The sequence below is a fragment of the Anoxybacillus tengchongensis genome (assembly GCF_014201585.1).
GTDB lineage: Bacteria > Bacillota > Bacilli > Bacillales > Anoxybacillaceae > Anoxybacillus > Anoxybacillus tengchongensis.
Genome location: NZ_JACHES010000003.1, coordinates 100,486 through 117,085, shown reverse-complemented (window position 1 = coordinate 117,085; position 16,600 = coordinate 100,486). Strand labels below are relative to the sequence as shown.

Genomic DNA, 16,600 nt, shown 5'->3' with positions numbered 1-16,600 from the left:
TTTATATGACGTGGGAAGAAGTCGAGAAACATTGCTTATTTGTAAGTCACTAATTTTTTGGCTGCTAGAAGAGATAACTTCTAGCAGCCTCTTTTTTGTTTTATCTATCACCTACATCCATGGGAGGAGTCAGTATATGACGTGGCAAACAACCGTACAAAAATGGCTTTACTATCCACATTTAGACAAAGAGCTAAAGCAACAGTTACTTGAGATGCAAGCAAATGAAAAATTGTTAGAAGATAGCTTCTACAAAAACTTAGAATTTGGCACAGGTGGGATGCGTGGAGAGATTGGACCTGGGACGAATCGAATGAATATATACACGATTCGAAAAGCATCGGAAGGATTGGCACGTTATATTGTCGAGAAAGGCGAAGAGGCAAAAGAGCATGGGGTAGTCATTGCTTATGATTCTCGGCATAAATCGCCTGAGTTTGCGTTAGAAGTAGCCAAGACGGTAGGAAAACATGGTATTCGAGCGTATTTGTTTAAAGAGCTTCGTCCGACGCCAGAGTTGTCGTTTGCGGTTCGTTATTTAGGCGCGTTTGCGGGAGTCGTTATTACGGCGAGTCATAATCCACCCGAATATAATGGGTTTAAAGTGTATGGTGAAGACGGAGGACAAATTCCTCCAGCGATTGCAGATGTACTCATTGAATATGTGAATGCGGTTGAGGATGAATTAGCAGTCGATGTGGCGAGTGAGCAAGAGCTAATTGAGACAGGGTTACTAGTGTATATCGGGGAAGAAATTGATGCAGCGTATATTGCGCAGTTAAAAACAATTCAATTAAATCCAGAGCTTGTGGCGAGTGTCGCGAAAGATGTAAACATTGTTTTTTCCCCGCTTCATGGAACAGCGAACATGCTTGTCCGAAAAGGGTTAGAAGCATTTGGATTTCAAAACGTTACCGTTGTTAAAGAGCAAGAACAACCAGATCCGAATTTTTCGACGGTCGCCTCACCGAATCCAGAAGAACATGCGGCGTTTGCTTTGGCGATGGAATACGGTGAAAAAATAAATGCCGATCTTTTAATGGCGACGGATCCGGATGCCGATCGACTTGGAGTAGCGGTGAAAAATCAAGATGGCGAGTATGTCGTTTTAACTGGTAATCAGATGGGCGCGTTAATGTTAGAGTATTTATTATCACAAAAACAAGCAAAAGGCATCTTGCCAGCGAATGGTGTCGTTTTGAAGACGATCGTGACATCGGAAATCGGTCGGGAGATTGCGGCGCATTATGGATTGGAAACGATCGATACGTTAACAGGATTTAAATTTATCGGTGAAAAGATCGGTGAGTTTGAGCGCACGAAAGAATACACGTTCCAATTTGGATACGAAGAAAGTTACGGTTATTTAATCGGTGATTTTGTTCGTGATAAAGATGCCGTGCAGTCGGCGATTTTTGCGGCAGAAGTAGCCGCGTATTATAAAGCGCAAGGAAAAACGTTATATGAAGGACTAATAGACATTTTTGAAAAGTATGGCTACTATAAAGAGTCATTGCGTTCGTTAACGTTAAAAGGAAAAGAAGGGGCAGAGCGAATCGCTCACATCATGTCTTCGTTCCGCAATCAACCGTTACGTGAAATCGCAGGTGTGGGGGTTGTTGCGGTGGAAGATTACGCTGTGGGCAAACGATGGGAGAACGGAACAGAGCAATCGCTTTGTTTGCCACGGTCGAACGTGTTGAAATATGAGTTAGCCAACGGTTCATGGTTTTGTGTTCGCCCATCAGGAACAGAGCCGAAAGCGAAATTTTATTTTGGTGTGAAAGGCAAGTCACAACAAGAAAGCGATATGTTATTAATGCAACTTGAACAAGCCGTTATGTCGCTTGTGGAAGATGCTTTATATCAAATGAAGTGATGGGGATCTCTTCCCCATCTATCCCCTTTCATACAACTCAATCGGTAATTGATCGGGATCTTGAAAGAATGTGAACTTTTTCCCTGTTATCGGATCGATGCGAATTGGTTCTACCTCAATATGATGCGCTTGTAAATAAGCGATCGTTTCCTCAATACAATCTACTGCGAATGCTAGATGACGTAAGCCACATGCTTCAGGATAGCTTTGTCTTTTTGGTGGATGTTCGAAAGAAAAAAGTTCTAGTTGTAAATCCCCAATTTGCAAATCTAACTTATATGATCGTTTATCAGCGCGATATTGTTCGTGAATGATTGGTAGTTGTAAAACATGTGTGTAAAAATGTTTGGATCGTTCATAATTCGAACAGATAATTGCTATGTGATGTAGTTGTGTGAACATTTGTCTTCTCCCCCTTGCACGGTAATGATTTGTATTTTACCACAATTTACGGTAAAAATTTGTGACAATGTTGGTCGGATTGTCCGTTATGATAACAGTGTAACAAATAAAGCGCTTACAGAAGGGGGAGAGATGGATGAAATTTGTAGCGATTACGTCTTGTCCAAATGGAATTGCCCATACGTACATGGCAGCAGAGAAGCTAGCGAAAGCAGCTGAACGGATGGGACATGAAATGAAGGTGGAAACTCAGGGATCTATTGGTGTTGAAAATGAATTGACGCCAGAGGATATCGAACATGCAGATGGTGTCATCATTGCGGCGGATAAGCAAGTGGATAAAAGTCGCTTTCGAGGGAAACGGGTGCTTGAAGTGTCGGTTACGGATGGAATTCGTCGTCCGGAAGAGTTGATTGCGCGCTTTGAGCAAAATGAAGTGCCAGTATATGAAGGAGTAGAGAAGCTGAAGAGTGTAGCGGAAGCGAAAAAAGAGCGAAATGAAAAGCAAAACCCTATATATCGAAATTTGATGAATGGTGTTTCATATATGATTCCGTTTGTTGTGATCGGCGGATTGCTTATTGCACTCTCGCTTGCGATTGGTGGGGAGCCAACGGCAAAAGGATTAGTCATTCCCGAAGGTTCGATTTGGAATCGTATTTTAAGTGTGGGTGTCGCTAGCTTTACATTTATGGTACCGATTTTGTCAGGTTTTATTGCGGTTAGTATTGCGGATCGGCCGGGGCTTGCGCCAGGGATGGTTGGCGGTTACATCGCGGCGAACGGTAGTTTTTATGGCAGTGATGCGGGAGCTGGATTTATTGGCGGTATTATTGCAGGATTTTTAGCAGGGTATATCGTAAAAGCTATTAAGCAAATTCGTGTTCCACAAATGATTCAGCCGATTATGCCGATTTTAGTCATTCCTATTGTATCTTCACTGCTTGTAGCGGCTTCATTCATTTTTGTTATTGGTCAACCGATTGCGGGAGTCATGGAAGGATTAACGTCATGGTTAAATAGTATGCAAGGGGCAAGTAAAGTTGTTTTGGCGATGATTTTAGGCGCGATGATTGCCTTTGATATGGGCGGTCCGGTAAATAAAGTAGCATTTTTATTCGGCTCTGCGATGATTGCGGAAGGGCATGCGAATATTATGGGGCCCATTGCGGTAGCCATTTGTATTCCACCACTCGGTTTAGGCTTGGCAACGTTATTAGGCAAAACGAAATATACAGACGAAGAACGCGAGGCAGGAAAAGCGGCGCTTGCCATGGGACTTGTTGGGATTACAGAAGGAGCAATTCCGTTTGCGGCTCGAGATCCGTTGCGGGTTATTCCGAGCATTATGATTGGTTCTATGGTCGGAGCGGTCATTGCGATGTTAAGTAATGTCGCTGATCATGTGCCGCACGGAGGGCCAATTGTTGCTGTGTTTCGTGCGGTAGATAATGTGCCGATGTTTTTCGTTTCAATTGTTATTGGGGTGATCGTGACAGCATTGCTTGTCAATGCGGTGAAAAAGCCAGTGGATGTAGAAAAGTGACAGAGGAAAGGGTGGAATCTTTTTCATGAGGATTCCTCCTTTTATTTATGAATTTTAAGTAACGGTGGTGACAGAGATGATTGCTCGGCATAAAAAAATGATAAAAGCGTTATTAGATGCGAATCATTATGTATCTGTCACTTCACTTGCGGACGATTTGCATTGTTCAGAGAAAACTGTTCGTAACGATTTAAAGGTGTTAGATCAATGGCTTGAGCGGTATCCGACATTAAAAATTGAGCGAAAGCCGAGTGTAGGGGTGCGGTTGAAGGGGGATGACGCAGCGAAAGAGGCGTTGCGTCGTGACCTTGTGCATGCCAGGGATGATGAAGAACGTCAACTTCAGTTGTTGAAAAGGTTGTTGATGGCGGACAAGCCCATTACGATGCAACAGTTGGCGGATCAGTTGTATACGAGCAAGTCTACCATTCAATATGATTTAGAGGACATTGATCATTGGCTACGTCCGTTTCATTTAAAGCTCGTTCGTAAGCCGAATTTAGGATTGAAAATCGAAGGGGAAGAGAAAAATTGGCGAGTGGCTTTATCGAAGCTAATAGAGTCATTAGTCGATCATGCTCACTATATGTTAAATGAACAACAGTTGAAGATGGTCGCTGATGTATTACAACCATATGAAGTGGCTTTCATTGAAAAGGAAGTTCAGGAGATTGAAACGGCGTTGCCGTTTCCGTTAACTGATGAAGCGATAATAAGTTTGACGATTCATATCGCCATTGCGGTAAAGCGCATGAAACAAGGTTACCGCATTCAAATGAATACGACTCAGTTGAATGAATTGAAGCAAAAGAAAGAGTACAAGTTAGCAGAACAGCTAGCACGAAAAATTGAAATGTGGCTAGCCATTAAAATTCCTCCTACAGAAGTAGGGTACATTGCTTTGCATTTGTTAGGTGCACGAGTTCGTTATGATCGCGTACATTTAAACGAAGGGGTAGAGAAGTTTTTTAGTAAAGTCGATGAGGAAGCATTACGAGTAACGCGCTTGCTTGTAGAGCACGTTTCTAATCATATAGATAATCGATTAATTCATGACCAAGAACTATTATTAGGATTGACTATTCATCTCCATTCCACAATGAATCGTTTGCGCAACGGTTTGTCGATTACAAATCCGATGTTGCGCGAAATTAAACGAATGTATCCATATTTATTTGAAATGGTGCTTTCTTTTATAAAGCAAATGGAAATAGAGTTGCAGCTAACTATTCCAGAAGATGAGATTGCGTATATTGTTTTGCACATTCAGGCAGCGTTTGAACGCATACAACATAAGCAACATGGACGCAAGAAAGTGCTTATTGTTTGTACGACTGGCTCTGGAACATCGCGCTTTGTTGAAGCGAAATTTGCGACAGCTTTTCCTGAAGTTGATGTGGTTGGCATTGCTTCCATTTCTAAGTTGCATGAAGTGATTGAAGAAAAAAAGCCAGATCTTTTGATTAGTACAGTACCATTGTCGACTCATGCGATTGTACCAACGATTACAGTAAGTCCATTACTTCGTGAACATGAATTAGAAATGATTAAAGATCGGTTGTTTCATTGGCGAAAACAACAAGCGGAAAGAAAATTGTACAAAGCGATTAAATCATTATTGGATGAACAACTTATTTTTCTTGATCTTCCATTTACAAATCGCGAGCATGTCATTGGTTATTTAGCAGAACAACTGCATGCACATGGATACGTATATGAAGGTTATAAACAAAGTGCCAATGATCGAGAAAGCATATCTTCTACGTATATTGGTAACGAAATGGCCATTCCGCATGGAGAAGTACAGTTTATTCGTAAATCGGTCATTGCGGTTGGGAGATTGCATGCACCGGTTGATTGGGACGGAGATCGAGTGCGGCTCGTTTTTATGATTGCTAATGGAATGCAAGAAAAAGAGCGGATTCAAAAATTATTCCAAGAGTTAGTCGATTTATCAGAAGACGAAGAAACGATAAAACAATTGAAACAAGCGAGGACAGTAAATCAATTTTATCAATGTTTATAAAGGAGTCGAAAACGATGACAATTACACAATTGATGACAAAACAATTAGTAAAGTTACATTTAGAAGGAACAACAAAAGATGAAATTATGGAAGAAATGATTAGGCTAATTGATGAAGCAGGGGGATTAAATGATCGAGAAAAATATAAACAAGCGTTATATGATCGTGAAAGAGGAGGAAGTACCGGAATTGGTTTTGGGATTGCGATTCCTCATGGAAAAAGCGGTGCAGTTAAGCATCCTTGTTTAGCATTTGGCGTGAAGCAAGAGGGAGTAGATTGGGATAGCTTAGATGGCGAAAAAGTGAAGCTTATTTTTATGATTGCTGTGCCTGAACAATATGCAGGAAATGAGCACTTAAAAATTTTGCAGTTGTTAGCGAGGAAACTAGTGGATGATTCGTTTAGAGAACAGCTATTAACTATACGAAAAGAGGAAGATGTTTTACAATTATTTGATACGTTTCAAGCTTAATGTGTGAGGAGGAATCGATGATGAACAACACGCCACTTTTTTTCGCACCAGTATTTCAAGAGCGTATTTGGGGTGGGAATCGCCTCAGAGAGCAGTTTGGTTACGACATCCCTTCGGAACGGACCGGAGAATGTTGGGCGATCTCTGCACACCCAAACGGACAGACGACAGTCATTAACGGACCGTTTCAAGGAAAGATGTTAGGTGAGTTATGGAACGATCATCCAGAACTATTTGGTCATTTTCCAGCGGACCGTTTTCCACTGTTAACGAAAATTTTAGATGCAAATGCCGATTTATCGGTGCAAGTGCATCCAAGTGATGAATATGCTCGTACATATGAACATGGGGAATTAGGAAAAACAGAGTGCTGGTACATTATTGATTGTAAAGAAGGAGCAGAGTTGATATATGGACATCACGCAAAAACAAAAGAAGAATTACGACAAATGATGGAAGAAGGTCAGTGGCACGAGCTGCTTCGAAAAATACCGATTCGTCCTGGAGATTTTTTTTATGTCCCGAGTGGCACGGTACATGCGCTTTGTGAAGGAACGCTTGTTCTTGAAACTCAACAAAGCTCAGACACAACGTATCGCATGTATGACTACGATCGTGTCGATGAGGAAGGGAATAAACGGGAATTACATTTGGATAAAGCGCTCGATGTTGTTACTGTTCCACATGTCGATGTATACTATGAACCACGTGTGATACAAACAACAGGAGCGAAGATTACAACATTTGTTCAAAACGAGTATTTTACTGTACAAAAATGGGATATTGAACACGAATGGGTTGTAGAACAAACGGATCGTTTTTTATTAGTCAGCGTCCTTGAAGGAAAGGGGGATCTTTGTACGGCACAAGAGACATATCCGTTAAAAAAAGGAGACCATTTTCTTATCCCTTACTCGTTTGATTGTTTTACTATACAAGGACAATTGCAATGTATCGTTTCTTCACCACCACGGGAAAATAATGTTTTTTCAATTCATATGACAACGAAAGTCAGGTGAAAAGGAAAATGTATTTAGGAGCAATTGAAGCAGGGGGTACGAAATTTGTTTGTGCGGTTGGTGACGAAGAAGGGAACATTTATGAACGTGTTCAGTTTCCAAATACTGTACCAGAAGAAACAATGCAACGAGTCGTTGACTTTTTTCAAAGTTATCATTTAGAGGCGATTGGAATTGGAACGTTTGGTCCGGTCGATTTGAATAAAAAAAGCCCAACTTATGGCTACATTACAAATACACCCAAACCACATTGGTCTAATTTTAACTTTGTTGGCACGATTCAAAAATATTTTCACGTCCCTATCGGATTTGATACGGATGTAAATGCAGCAACGTTAGGAGAATTATTTTGGGGAAGAGCAAAAGGGAAAAATAGTTGTATTTATATGACGGTGGGTACAGGTATTGGTGTCGGCGCTATCGTCGAGGGACGTCTCGTTCATGGATTACTGCATCCGGAGATGGGGCATATTCTTGTTCGGCGCCATCCAGACGACACGTTTGCTGGTAGCTGTCCGTTTCACGGTGACTGTTTAGAGGGGCTAGCTTCTGGTCCTTCGATCGAAAAAAGATGGGGGAAACGAGGCGCTGACCTTTCTGAACAAAATGAAGTGTGGGAGCTAGAAGCTTTTTATTTAGGGCAAGCGATCGCGCAGTACATTTTAATTTTATCTCCTGAACAAGTGATTATTGGAGGCGGGGTAGCCAAACAATCAACATTGTTACCTCTTATTCACCACCATGTCTTAAATCATTTAAACGGATATGTACAACACGAGGTGATTTTAAAACATATTGATGATTACATCACACGACCTGGCTTAGGGGATAACGCGGGCATATGTGGAGCTTTAGCACTTGCGAAACAGGCGTTGAGGGGATAAATAACAAGCTATTCAAAAGATGTCCTATACAAAGGGCATCTTTTGTTTGAAATATATCTTTATTTAGAGGCATATATTTTTTAAATAAAATAAACTGAATATTAATTATTTTTTATAAATAGTAAAATCATACAAATAAGTATCATATTAAAAAGTAATTTATCCAGAAGGAATAGGGAGAAGAGTTATCTAAATGATAAAAAAATTTTGAAGATAGGATGGTGAAAAAAGTGAAGGCACCTCATTGGACAAGAGAAGAAAATTTGTGCATTTATTACTACCTCGATCGTTTTCCAGAAAAAAGTGATAAAGAAATAGCACAGTTCATTAAAAAACATGAACAGTCTAGCACAATTGCTCGTCGCAGTGAAGATGCTATTTATCAACATGTTGCTCAGTTAAGAAATCGTCAATCGGATTTAAATGTGCCTGATCCTGTGCATAATCCGAATCGTCGTTTTAATCATTATTAAGTACCAAATTGGCGTTCGGGACAAAGGGGATTGGTGAACAGATTTGCCAGTGGAGAGGGGCATGATTATCAGTTGAGGAAATTTGATCTTTGCCCCTCCAAAAAATGAAAATATTAGGAGGGAAAAGCATGCTCGATCGAATCAAAGGCGGATTGTTTGGGGTGGCGGTTGGCGATGCGCTAGGGGCGACGACAGAGTTTATGAGTGCAGAGGAGGTTCGGGAGCGATACGGAAAAGTGACAGATATCATGGGCTGTGGGTATTTTGATTTGTTGCCTGGGGAAGTGACAGATGATACAGCGATGACGATCGCCGTAGCAAAAGGGATTATTCAAAGTCCCGATAACCCGATTCCCGCCATCGGTGAGGAGTTTTTGCGCTGGTATGATACGAAACCGAAGGATGTCGGAACGATTATTCGTACCGTGTTTTCCATATACAATGGTGATTGGTTTGACGCAGCGATAAAAGCTTGCGAGAAACTGAAAGGCCGTTGTGCAGGCAACGGGTCACTCATGCGTTGTTTGCCGATTGCGCTTGCATATGCAGACAAAGAAAAGATGGAAGAAATCACGATATGGCATTCTCGTATGACGCATGCGGATGATAAAGCGACCGAGGCTTGTCTCATTTATAACCGCATCGCGTTTCGTTTGCTTCAAGGGGAGAGTTTATCAGATGCGATTTTTCAAGAAATCGCCCATACTCGCTATGAACCGATGTTGACTGAAGCTCCTTCTTGCTTGCCTGATGGCTATGTCGTACATACGATGAGTTGGGTGCTTCACTGGTTGCTTCGTTGTGAATCGTTTGAAGATGTTGTCATTTCTGCAACGAATATGGGGGAGGATAGCGATACAGTCGCTGCAATTGCAGGTGGATTGAAAGGGTTAGAGGCTGGATATGAACAACTACCGAGACGTTTTGTAGAAAAGATTAGATGTGGAGGGGAGTTGGAGAATTTAGCAACGCAGCTTATGCATGTTCGAAATGAATGAGGCGAAAGCATGATCTCAAAGATGTCGTAAAGGGCATCTTTAATTTTTTAAAAGGGAGTAAGAGGTTAACTAGGTATGATAATACCATCTTTCAAAAAAATATATTTATGTATATAATACTATTAAATATGTAATTATTTTATAAAACATAGTATAAATGGTGGAGTTCACAAGATGGGTAATTTAGAACGGTTTGATCAAACTTCTATGCGACTTCGTTACAATACACTCTTATATGTTCCTGTTTTTTTAGTACCAGCTGTGGTGAATGTGTTGATGTTGATGTGGTTTACACGTTTATTTGCTCCACATATTTATGGAAATTATACGCTCGTTGTAAATACGACAATTATTATCTCCTCCTTGCTTTCGCAATGGATTTCACTATCTGTTCATCGCTTTCGCCCTGAATATAAGAGAGACGGCTTGATTTGGAGGTTAGATAGCCATTTAAGCCGCTTGCTTTGGCTTATGATTGTCGGTGTCATATTGTTTTCTATATGGGGCTATGTTTTTTTAAAGCATGTGATTGGTCCATACAGGATGTACTATTGGTCTGCAGTGTTGAGTATCATTAGTGCAATTGTGTTTACGATATGTGGATCTGTTTACCAAATTGATTTAAAAACAAAGGAATACCGTAACTTGTATGTTTGGCAATCATTTTTAAAGCTTCCGCTTATTTTTGTTTGGTTTATGGTTGCCCCAGTAAACCCAATCGCGTTTATTGTTGTACCCGCAATATTGCAACTTATCTTTTCTATTCCGATGATGAACTATATTAAGTTTATCGAATCGTTTTGCACGATCTTTAAAGATTGGCGCTTGTTTTTTGATTTTGTTCTTGGCTGGGTTCGTTACGGGTTTCCGTTGATCGGTTGGTATATAGGTACAACAGTATTAAACTTGACGGATCGATACATGATGGAATATTTCCGAACATCACGTGAGGTTGGAATTTATTCTGCCAATTTTACGATTGCAGTTCAGTCGCTTGCCCTTGTTTGTAATCCGTTATTTTTTGCCATTCAATCATTAACGATGAATGAAGCTACCCACGTACGTCAGGATGAAATAGAACGTAGAATTCGGGAGTATACACGTTTATACGTGATGATAGTAGTGCCGTTCGGGGGATATTTTTCTGTATTTCGAACAGAAGTGAGTACAATTTTGTTAGGTAAAGAATTTTCGCAAGGTGCTTCAGCTATTCCAATTCTAATTATCGGTTTTTTCTTTTGGAATTTAGCACTATATGGGCAGTTATGTTATCAAATTGTGCAGAAAACAAATGTTATGTTTTATTTTGTCGCTATTGCGGCTTTCGTTAATTTTACTGCAAATGTATATCTCATTCCGACTCTCGGAACCAATGGTGCAGCATTAGCAACAAGTTTTAGTTTTTTGCTTTATGCATGTCTTCTTTATTTTGCTTCTTTTCGTTACATGAGATGGCGAGTCCCGTGGGCTAGCCTATGGAAATGCGGAGGGATAGCTATTGGTTTAGGACTGTTATTAGAAAAATGGAGAATCGTGATTAGTCATACAGCTTCAGGGTTTGTAGGTATGGGAACAGGTATCTTTTATTTCTTTTTTTATATGTTATTTTTATTCGTTTTGAAAGAGTGGCATGTGCCTTCATTTATTAGTGGGCAGCGATTCATTAGCAGAGGGGGTTAAGAGGTGAACCAGTGGTCGATGAAGAGCGGTGCCTTTAGTGCTGTTACCGGCATCGGGATAGGTTTATTAAGTTCTAGCGCTGGAGTTATTCTTGACCTCCGATTTGAATATGTATGGTTGATCCTCATGTTTTTTATTGTTTTTATCAATCTATTCATAAGATATCGTTTAGCATTTATATGGTTTGTTCTTTTTTCATTGTTTGGAATAATGAACCTCCCTATAAAGCCATTCGATGTGTTTTTTGTATGTGTAGCGAGCGTGCTGTTTTTAACAAGAAAAGTAGAAAAAGCTCTATTTCGTTCATCGGTGCTTATTCATGCAAGTATGGGAATGTTTTTATTAATATCATGTATATCTATCATTGGCAGTGACAATGTGAGGGAAGGAGTTCACTACTACGTACATACGCTATTTGTTGTATTTGTTTTTTATACTATTTTATGGTTTGTGCAAAATGAGAACGAATACAAAGGGATTTTATGGGGATACTGCCTGTCTTCGGCTTTATCAGCTATGATCGTTTTAGGTGAGTTGATCGGGGTTTTAAAACAGTTTGGGACATTATTTCAAGGGATTCGAGCAAAAGGATTTTTTCTTGATCCGAATGACTTCTCTCCATTTTTAGTTTTATCTATATTACTTTTATTTGAGTTATATATAAACAGTACTTATACATCTTGGCGTTATTATATATATTTGGTTCTCATTTTTTTACTGATGATCGTTTTGTTGGCAGCGTTATCACGGGCGGCCATTCTTCATTTTATCGTTTCTTTCTTGATTTATCTTTTTTATACATGGAAAGATCAAAGATCGTATCAGGCAATTAGTTTCTTTTTTGGAACGTTAATTTTAATATGGACTCTATTTTTTTACATAAAAAAGGACGATATTATCCAACAATTATCTCTTCGTTTTTATGACAGTAAAGGGATTTTACAAGGGTATGATTTTGACCGGTTTTATTATCAGTTAGAAGGGCTTAGATTAGGCTCTACACATTTATTTGGCATTGGACCAGGGCAGTTTGAACTAATGATGAATTATGCTACTCATAACCTTTACATTCGTGTCATTGCAGAGAATGGCTGGCTAGCTTTTTTATGTTTTGTTTTATTTCTATTATACGTATTGCATCTATTATTGAAACATCGAAAAAAACGTGTGTGGGGGTTTCCTTTATATTTATTTTTTTCAGCGTATGTTGGCATTCTCATAAACAGCTTCTTTATCGACACACTTCATTGGCGCTATTTGTGGTTTCTCATCGGAATGTCAACTGTCCTAGTATTTAAGGTGCAAAATGTGACTGAGAAAGTGAGGGGGAGCGGATGAACGTTCTTGTTACAGGAGGAAGTGGGTTCATTGGATCGCATACTGTTGATGTTTTAATTGCAAGAGGCTATAACGTGATTGTTGTGGATAAAAAAGGAGAAACAGAATTTTTTAATCCAGAAGCTACCTATCTTGTTGGTGATATAACAGATCATATATTTATCGAAAGAGTGTTTCAAACATATTGTCCTCGGGCAGTTGTTCATTTGGCGGCACAAGTAGATGTTCAACAGTCTATGAAAAATCCATTGAACGATATTCAGGCCAATGTATTAGGAACGGTAAATATATTAAAACAGTGTCATCAATATAATACAAAGATAATTTTTGCTTCATCTGCTGCCGTTTATGGCATTCCAAAGCAACTTCCAATTAAGGAGTGTGATACAACGCATCCGATATCTATATACGGGCTATCTAAGTTGACAGCTGAGCATTACATTCAATTATTTCATGACATGTATGGTGTTCGCTTTTGTATTCTTCGGTATGCGAATGTATATGGGCCGAGGCAAGATTACACGGGAGAAGGGGGTGTGGTCTCTATCTTTGCACATATGTTGATCAAAGGATGTAGCCCCATTATTTATGGTGATGGAGAACAAACACGTGATTTTGTATTTGTCACGGATGTTGCAAAGGCAAATGTATATGCGTTGGAGAGAGGAGAAAATGAAATTTTCAATGTATGTACAAACAAGGAAGTGAAAATAAACGATCTTTTAAATCAAATGTCAGACATATTGAATCGAACCGTACACCCAATATACCAGCCGAAAAGAGAGGGAGATATTAGTCGAAGTGTATTGGACAATACGAAAATCAAACAAAAACTAAGATGGGAAGAGGAAGTGCGATTGAGGGAGGGGTTGAAAGAGACAGTCTGTTATTTCTCTATGAAGTATCAACATAAAATTTTGTCTATGTGACGGGGGAATGACTCATTTATGCAACTTCAGGATACGAGTATACATGTATATTTACATGCAAGAAAAAAATATCTTTTTGTTAAGCGCCTATTCGATATTTTCATAAGTATACTTATGCTTTTGATGTTATGGCCTTTGTTTGTAGTCATTGCTTTGGTGGTGCGAATCGATTCACCAGGACCAGTGTTGTATACGCAAGAGAGGATAGGGAAAGATGGGCGCCCGTTTTTAGTGTTTAAATTTCGCACAATGGTACAAGATGCAGAAAAAAATGGTCCTCAGTGGGCAGAAAAGGGGGATCAAAGAATTACACGAATTGGATACTATCTTCGGAAATATAGGTTAGATGAACTTCCTCAACTCTTGAATGTGGTTAAAGGTGAGATGTCATTAATCGGTCCAAGACCCGAGCGTCTCGTATTTATTGAACGGTTTGAAAAGGAGATTCCAACGTTCAGAGAAAGGCTATGTGTTCGTCCAGGGATCACAGGATGGGCACAAGTTCATGGCGGATATGAGCTGACACCTAAGGAAAAGCTAGAACTGGACTTATATTATATACAACATTGTTCTTTTCTTTTAGATTTAAAAATTTTGCTGAAATCTATTCCTGTCGTTATATTTGCAAAGGGATGGAGGTAAAGTGTTGAAAAAAGTTTTATTTTATGAGAGTCGTCCAGAATGGGGAGGAGCTCAAAAATGTGAGTTAGAGCTTTTACTTCATTTAGAGAAGTATGGATTCAAGACTTTTTTTCTTAGTTCGACGGATGGGCCAATGATTGAACGTATAAAAAAGAACGGAAAAAATTTTGTTTTGTTTCCTGTAAGTGAACGAATTAATCGAGTAAGAAAAGAACACGTGGTGTCTGGACGGGTACGTTACTTTTCTTCATTTCTTGCTTTATTGCCTCACTATTGGCATGTGGCAAAATATTTGCTGAAACATTCGATTGATGTTGTGTATACAAGTCAGTTTCGTTCTCAACTTGTTGTTGCTTGGTTGGCAAAAGTGTTAAGGAAAAAGGTTGTTTGGCATATTCATGGGGAAGAATCGTTGCAAAATATGTTGGGGAAACTAGCTGTTTTATTTTCAGATCGAATCATTGTTGTTTCAGATCGAATTTGTAAACATTATCAGGACATGTTTCCGGAGTATCAACATAAATTTCACACCGTGTACAACGGAATTTCCCTTGATGCTGTTAAAGAAAATCAAAAAAAAACGGATATATACAGGCTAGTTATTGTTGGGACTTTAATTGAGGAAAAGCGACAAGACTTAGCCATTAAAGCTTGTGCACAATTAAAGGAGCTTGGATTTCCTATTCGCCTTGACATTGTTGGTGAAAAACCGCCTTGGAAATCAAATGAGTATAAAGATCGACTCAAAAGACTAGTGGAGACATATGAACTCTCGGGGGAAGTTTCTTTCCTTGGATGGATTGAACAGCCACAACAAATCCTCAGCCAAGCGCATATTTTTCTTCTTCCCTCTGACACTGAGGGAATGCCTCTCTCTATCTTGGAGGCTATGTCTATAGGTCTTCCATGTGTAGCTACTGATGTTGGGGGAGTGTCAGAGTTAATTGAACATGGAGAAACAGGTTTTGTGGTAAATAAAGGGGATGACAGGGAACTTGTGCATGCATTACGCGCGCTAATAGAAAATGAACATTTACGTTTGCAAATGGGACAGAAGTCAAAAGAACGCTACGAAAAGCTTTTTACAAAAGAGAAGTTTTTGGAAGGAGTGGCACGTGTTTTACATCGTCTATGAGAATACTATACATTATTACCGGTGGTGATATCGGGGGAGCGCAAAAGCATGTTTTATATTTAGCAGAATGGTTTCAGCAAAGAGGTCATGAAGTTCATGTCATAGTAGGAGAAGAGGGCCCATTTTTAAAAGCGTTGCAGGCAAAGAACATCTCGTGTCATGTCATTTCTATTCCGCGAACAATCCAACCGTTCAGAGATGTAAAAGCTTTATGGGACTTATATTGGTGGATTCGCAACCGTTCGTTTGATGTCGTACATTGCCATAGTTCAAAAGCAGGAATTGTAGGAAGAATTGCAGCATATTTGAACAAAGTTCCTAAAGTAATTTTCACTGCCCATGGCTTTGTATTCACGGATCCAACATTAACTCCATGGAAAAGATGGTTTTATTTGCTACTAGAAAGGTTAGGAGAGCGGGTATCAACGGATATTATTACCGTTTCTTTATTTGACTATATGAAAGCAAAAAGTTATGGATTAAACGAAAAAAAGATGCATATCATTCATAATGGTGTGCCAAACCAATATATTGTATCGCAAGAAGAGTGGATGAATAGGCAGGAACAATTACAGCGATGTGAAAAGAAAATCATTGGTTTTGTTGGGAGATTTGTTTCGGAAAAAAATATAGATATGTTGATTAGGATAGCCGAGTATTGTAGGGAGCAACAATTAACCCATATTGAGTTTTGGCTTATTGGTGATGGAGAATTGCTTCCAAAATATGTTGAGCTTGTTCATCAAAAAGGATTACATCACTTTGTTTATTTTAAGGGAAGTCAAAACAATGTGTTAGGTTGGATAGACCGCATGCATATTTTACTAATTACATCTTATAAAGAAGGATTACCTTACGTATTGCTTGAAGCTTTAGGAAGAGGTGTTCCTGTAGTGAGTACAAATGTCGGAGGAATTAAGGAAGTAATTGGTGAAGACTGGGTAGTTCCTGTTGATGATGATCTTAGTATGCTTAATAAAATGATTCATTTGTTGATGAATGAGGATGAAAGACAAAGACAAGGATTACGAGCTTTACAAATTGTTCAAGGATTTTCTGTACATACAATGGGAGAAAAGACCGAAAAGATATATAGGGATTTTTAAAGAAAAAATAACCATATTATGATTTTATATGTTATAATAGTACTAAATTACTTATCGTCGATTATAAAAT

The 16,600-nt window shown here is 39.2% G+C and carries 15 protein-coding genes; 14 read left to right on the top strand and 1 reads right to left on the bottom strand.

Translation table 11 applies throughout. From position 1 onward, the window contains the following. Window positions 1-136: 136 nt before the first annotated feature. Window positions 137-1,879, top strand: coding sequence for a phospho-sugar mutase (locus HNQ82_RS04410; protein ID WP_183247498.1), 1,743 nt, complete (start codon window positions 137-139; stop codon window positions 1,877-1,879). 18 nt (window positions 1,880-1,897) lie between these two features. On the opposite strand, the gene gloA2 is transcribed toward HNQ82_RS04410, so the two are convergent. Beyond that, window positions 1,898-2,281, bottom strand: a complete 384-nt coding sequence (gene gloA2, locus HNQ82_RS04405; protein ID WP_183247496.1) for an SMU1112c/YaeR family gloxylase I-like metalloprotein — start codon at window positions 2,279-2,281, stop codon at window positions 1,898-1,900. A gap of 136 nt (window positions 2,282-2,417) precedes the next feature. Here gloA2 and HNQ82_RS04400 point away from each other — a divergent pair, with 136 nt between their 5' ends. The 13 genes from HNQ82_RS04400 to HNQ82_RS04340 all read left to right on the top strand — a co-directional run bounded on the left by HNQ82_RS04400 (window position 2,418) and on the right by HNQ82_RS04340 (window position 16,530). Further along, a complete protein-coding gene (locus HNQ82_RS04400; protein WP_183247495.1) occupies window positions 2,418-3,827 on the top strand; it encodes a PTS fructose transporter subunit IIC in 1,410 nt (469 codons plus the stop codon). 76 nt (window positions 3,828-3,903) lie between these two features. Beyond that, on the top strand, window positions 3,904-5,853 hold the full coding sequence (locus HNQ82_RS04395) for a BglG family transcription antiterminator (RefSeq protein ID WP_183247493.1): 1,950 nt from the start codon (window positions 3,904-3,906) through the stop codon (window positions 5,851-5,853). 14 nt (window positions 5,854-5,867) lie between these two features. Next, window positions 5,868-6,326: a PTS sugar transporter subunit IIA gene (locus HNQ82_RS04390; protein ID WP_183247491.1), complete on the top strand. Its 459-nt coding sequence runs from the start codon at window positions 5,868-5,870 to the stop codon at window positions 6,324-6,326. Window positions 6,327-6,346: 20 nt separating this feature from the next. Next, window positions 6,347-7,345 carry a mannose-6-phosphate isomerase, class I gene (gene manA / locus HNQ82_RS04385; RefSeq protein WP_183247790.1) on the top strand — a complete coding sequence of 333 codons (999 nt, stop codon included), beginning with the start codon at window positions 6,347-6,349 and terminating at the stop codon, window positions 7,343-7,345. A gap of 8 nt (window positions 7,346-7,353) precedes the next feature. Then, the gene (locus HNQ82_RS04380; protein WP_183247489.1) at window positions 7,354-8,229 is read left to right on the top strand and encodes an ROK family protein; all 876 of its coding nucleotides are present in this window, start codon (window positions 7,354-7,356) and stop codon (window positions 8,227-8,229) included. Window positions 8,230-8,450: 221 nt separating this feature from the next. Then, window positions 8,451-8,702, top strand: a complete 252-nt coding sequence (locus tag HNQ82_RS04375; RefSeq protein WP_183247488.1) for a hypothetical protein — start codon at window positions 8,451-8,453, stop codon at window positions 8,700-8,702. A gap of 128 nt (window positions 8,703-8,830) precedes the next feature. Then, window positions 8,831-9,700 carry an ADP-ribosylglycohydrolase family protein gene (locus tag HNQ82_RS04370; protein WP_183247486.1) on the top strand — a complete coding sequence of 290 codons (870 nt, stop codon included), beginning with the start codon at window positions 8,831-8,833 and terminating at the stop codon, window positions 9,698-9,700. 174 nt (window positions 9,701-9,874) lie between these two features. Beyond that, window positions 9,875-11,380, top strand: coding sequence for a lipopolysaccharide biosynthesis protein (locus HNQ82_RS04365; RefSeq protein ID WP_183247484.1), 1,506 nt, complete (start codon window positions 9,875-9,877; stop codon window positions 11,378-11,380). A gap of 3 nt (window positions 11,381-11,383) precedes the next feature. After that, on the top strand, window positions 11,384-12,718 hold the full coding sequence (locus tag HNQ82_RS04360; RefSeq protein WP_183247483.1) for an O-antigen ligase family protein: 1,335 nt from the start codon (window positions 11,384-11,386) through the stop codon (window positions 12,716-12,718). Further along, window positions 12,715-13,647: an NAD-dependent epimerase/dehydratase family protein gene (locus HNQ82_RS04355; protein ID WP_183247481.1), complete on the top strand. Its 933-nt coding sequence runs from the start codon at window positions 12,715-12,717 to the stop codon at window positions 13,645-13,647. Before HNQ82_RS04360 ends, HNQ82_RS04355 begins: the two co-directional genes overlap by 4 nt. 18 nt (window positions 13,648-13,665) lie before the next feature. Beyond that, the gene (locus tag HNQ82_RS04350) at window positions 13,666-14,289 is read left to right on the top strand and encodes a sugar transferase (RefSeq protein ID WP_183247479.1); all 624 of its coding nucleotides are present in this window, start codon (window positions 13,666-13,668) and stop codon (window positions 14,287-14,289) included. 4 nt (window positions 14,290-14,293) lie between these two features. Continuing rightward, window positions 14,294-15,424 (top strand): glycosyltransferase family 4 protein, encoded by a 1,131-nt coding sequence (locus tag HNQ82_RS04345; protein WP_183247477.1) that lies wholly within the window; start codon window positions 14,294-14,296, stop codon window positions 15,422-15,424. Next, on the top strand, window positions 15,421-16,530 hold the full coding sequence (locus HNQ82_RS04340; protein ID WP_183247475.1) for a glycosyltransferase family 4 protein: 1,110 nt from the start codon (window positions 15,421-15,423) through the stop codon (window positions 16,528-16,530). Before HNQ82_RS04345 ends, HNQ82_RS04340 begins: the two co-directional genes overlap by 4 nt. Window positions 16,531-16,600 lie beyond the last annotated feature (70 nt).

Excerpts from the sequence above, each read along its gene's own strand:
- HNQ82_RS04410 (WP_183247498.1), top strand. The coding sequence starts at position 137 with ATGACGTGGCAAACAACCGTACAAAAATGGCTTTACTATCCACATTTA.
- gloA2 (WP_183247496.1), bottom strand. The coding sequence starts at position 2,281 with ATGTTCACACAACTACATCACATAGCAATTATCTGTTCGAATTATGAA.
- HNQ82_RS04400 (WP_183247495.1), top strand. The coding sequence starts at position 2,418 with ATGAAATTTGTAGCGATTACGTCTTGTCCAAATGGAATTGCCCATACG.
- HNQ82_RS04395 (WP_183247493.1), top strand. The coding sequence starts at position 3,904 with ATGATTGCTCGGCATAAAAAAATGATAAAAGCGTTATTAGATGCGAAT.
- HNQ82_RS04390 (WP_183247491.1), top strand. The coding sequence starts at position 5,868 with ATGACAATTACACAATTGATGACAAAACAATTAGTAAAGTTACATTTA.
- manA (WP_183247790.1), top strand. The coding sequence starts at position 6,347 with ATGAACAACACGCCACTTTTTTTCGCACCAGTATTTCAAGAGCGTATT.
- HNQ82_RS04380 (WP_183247489.1), top strand. The coding sequence starts at position 7,354 with ATGTATTTAGGAGCAATTGAAGCAGGGGGTACGAAATTTGTTTGTGCG.
- HNQ82_RS04370 (WP_183247486.1), top strand. The coding sequence starts at position 8,831 with ATGCTCGATCGAATCAAAGGCGGATTGTTTGGGGTGGCGGTTGGCGAT.
- HNQ82_RS04365 (WP_183247484.1), top strand. The coding sequence starts at position 9,875 with ATGGGTAATTTAGAACGGTTTGATCAAACTTCTATGCGACTTCGTTAC.
- HNQ82_RS04355 (WP_183247481.1), top strand. The coding sequence starts at position 12,715 with ATGAACGTTCTTGTTACAGGAGGAAGTGGGTTCATTGGATCGCATACT.
- HNQ82_RS04350 (WP_183247479.1), top strand. The coding sequence starts at position 13,666 with ATGCAACTTCAGGATACGAGTATACATGTATATTTACATGCAAGAAAA.
- HNQ82_RS04340 (WP_183247475.1), top strand. The coding sequence starts at position 15,421 with ATGAGAATACTATACATTATTACCGGTGGTGATATCGGGGGAGCGCAA.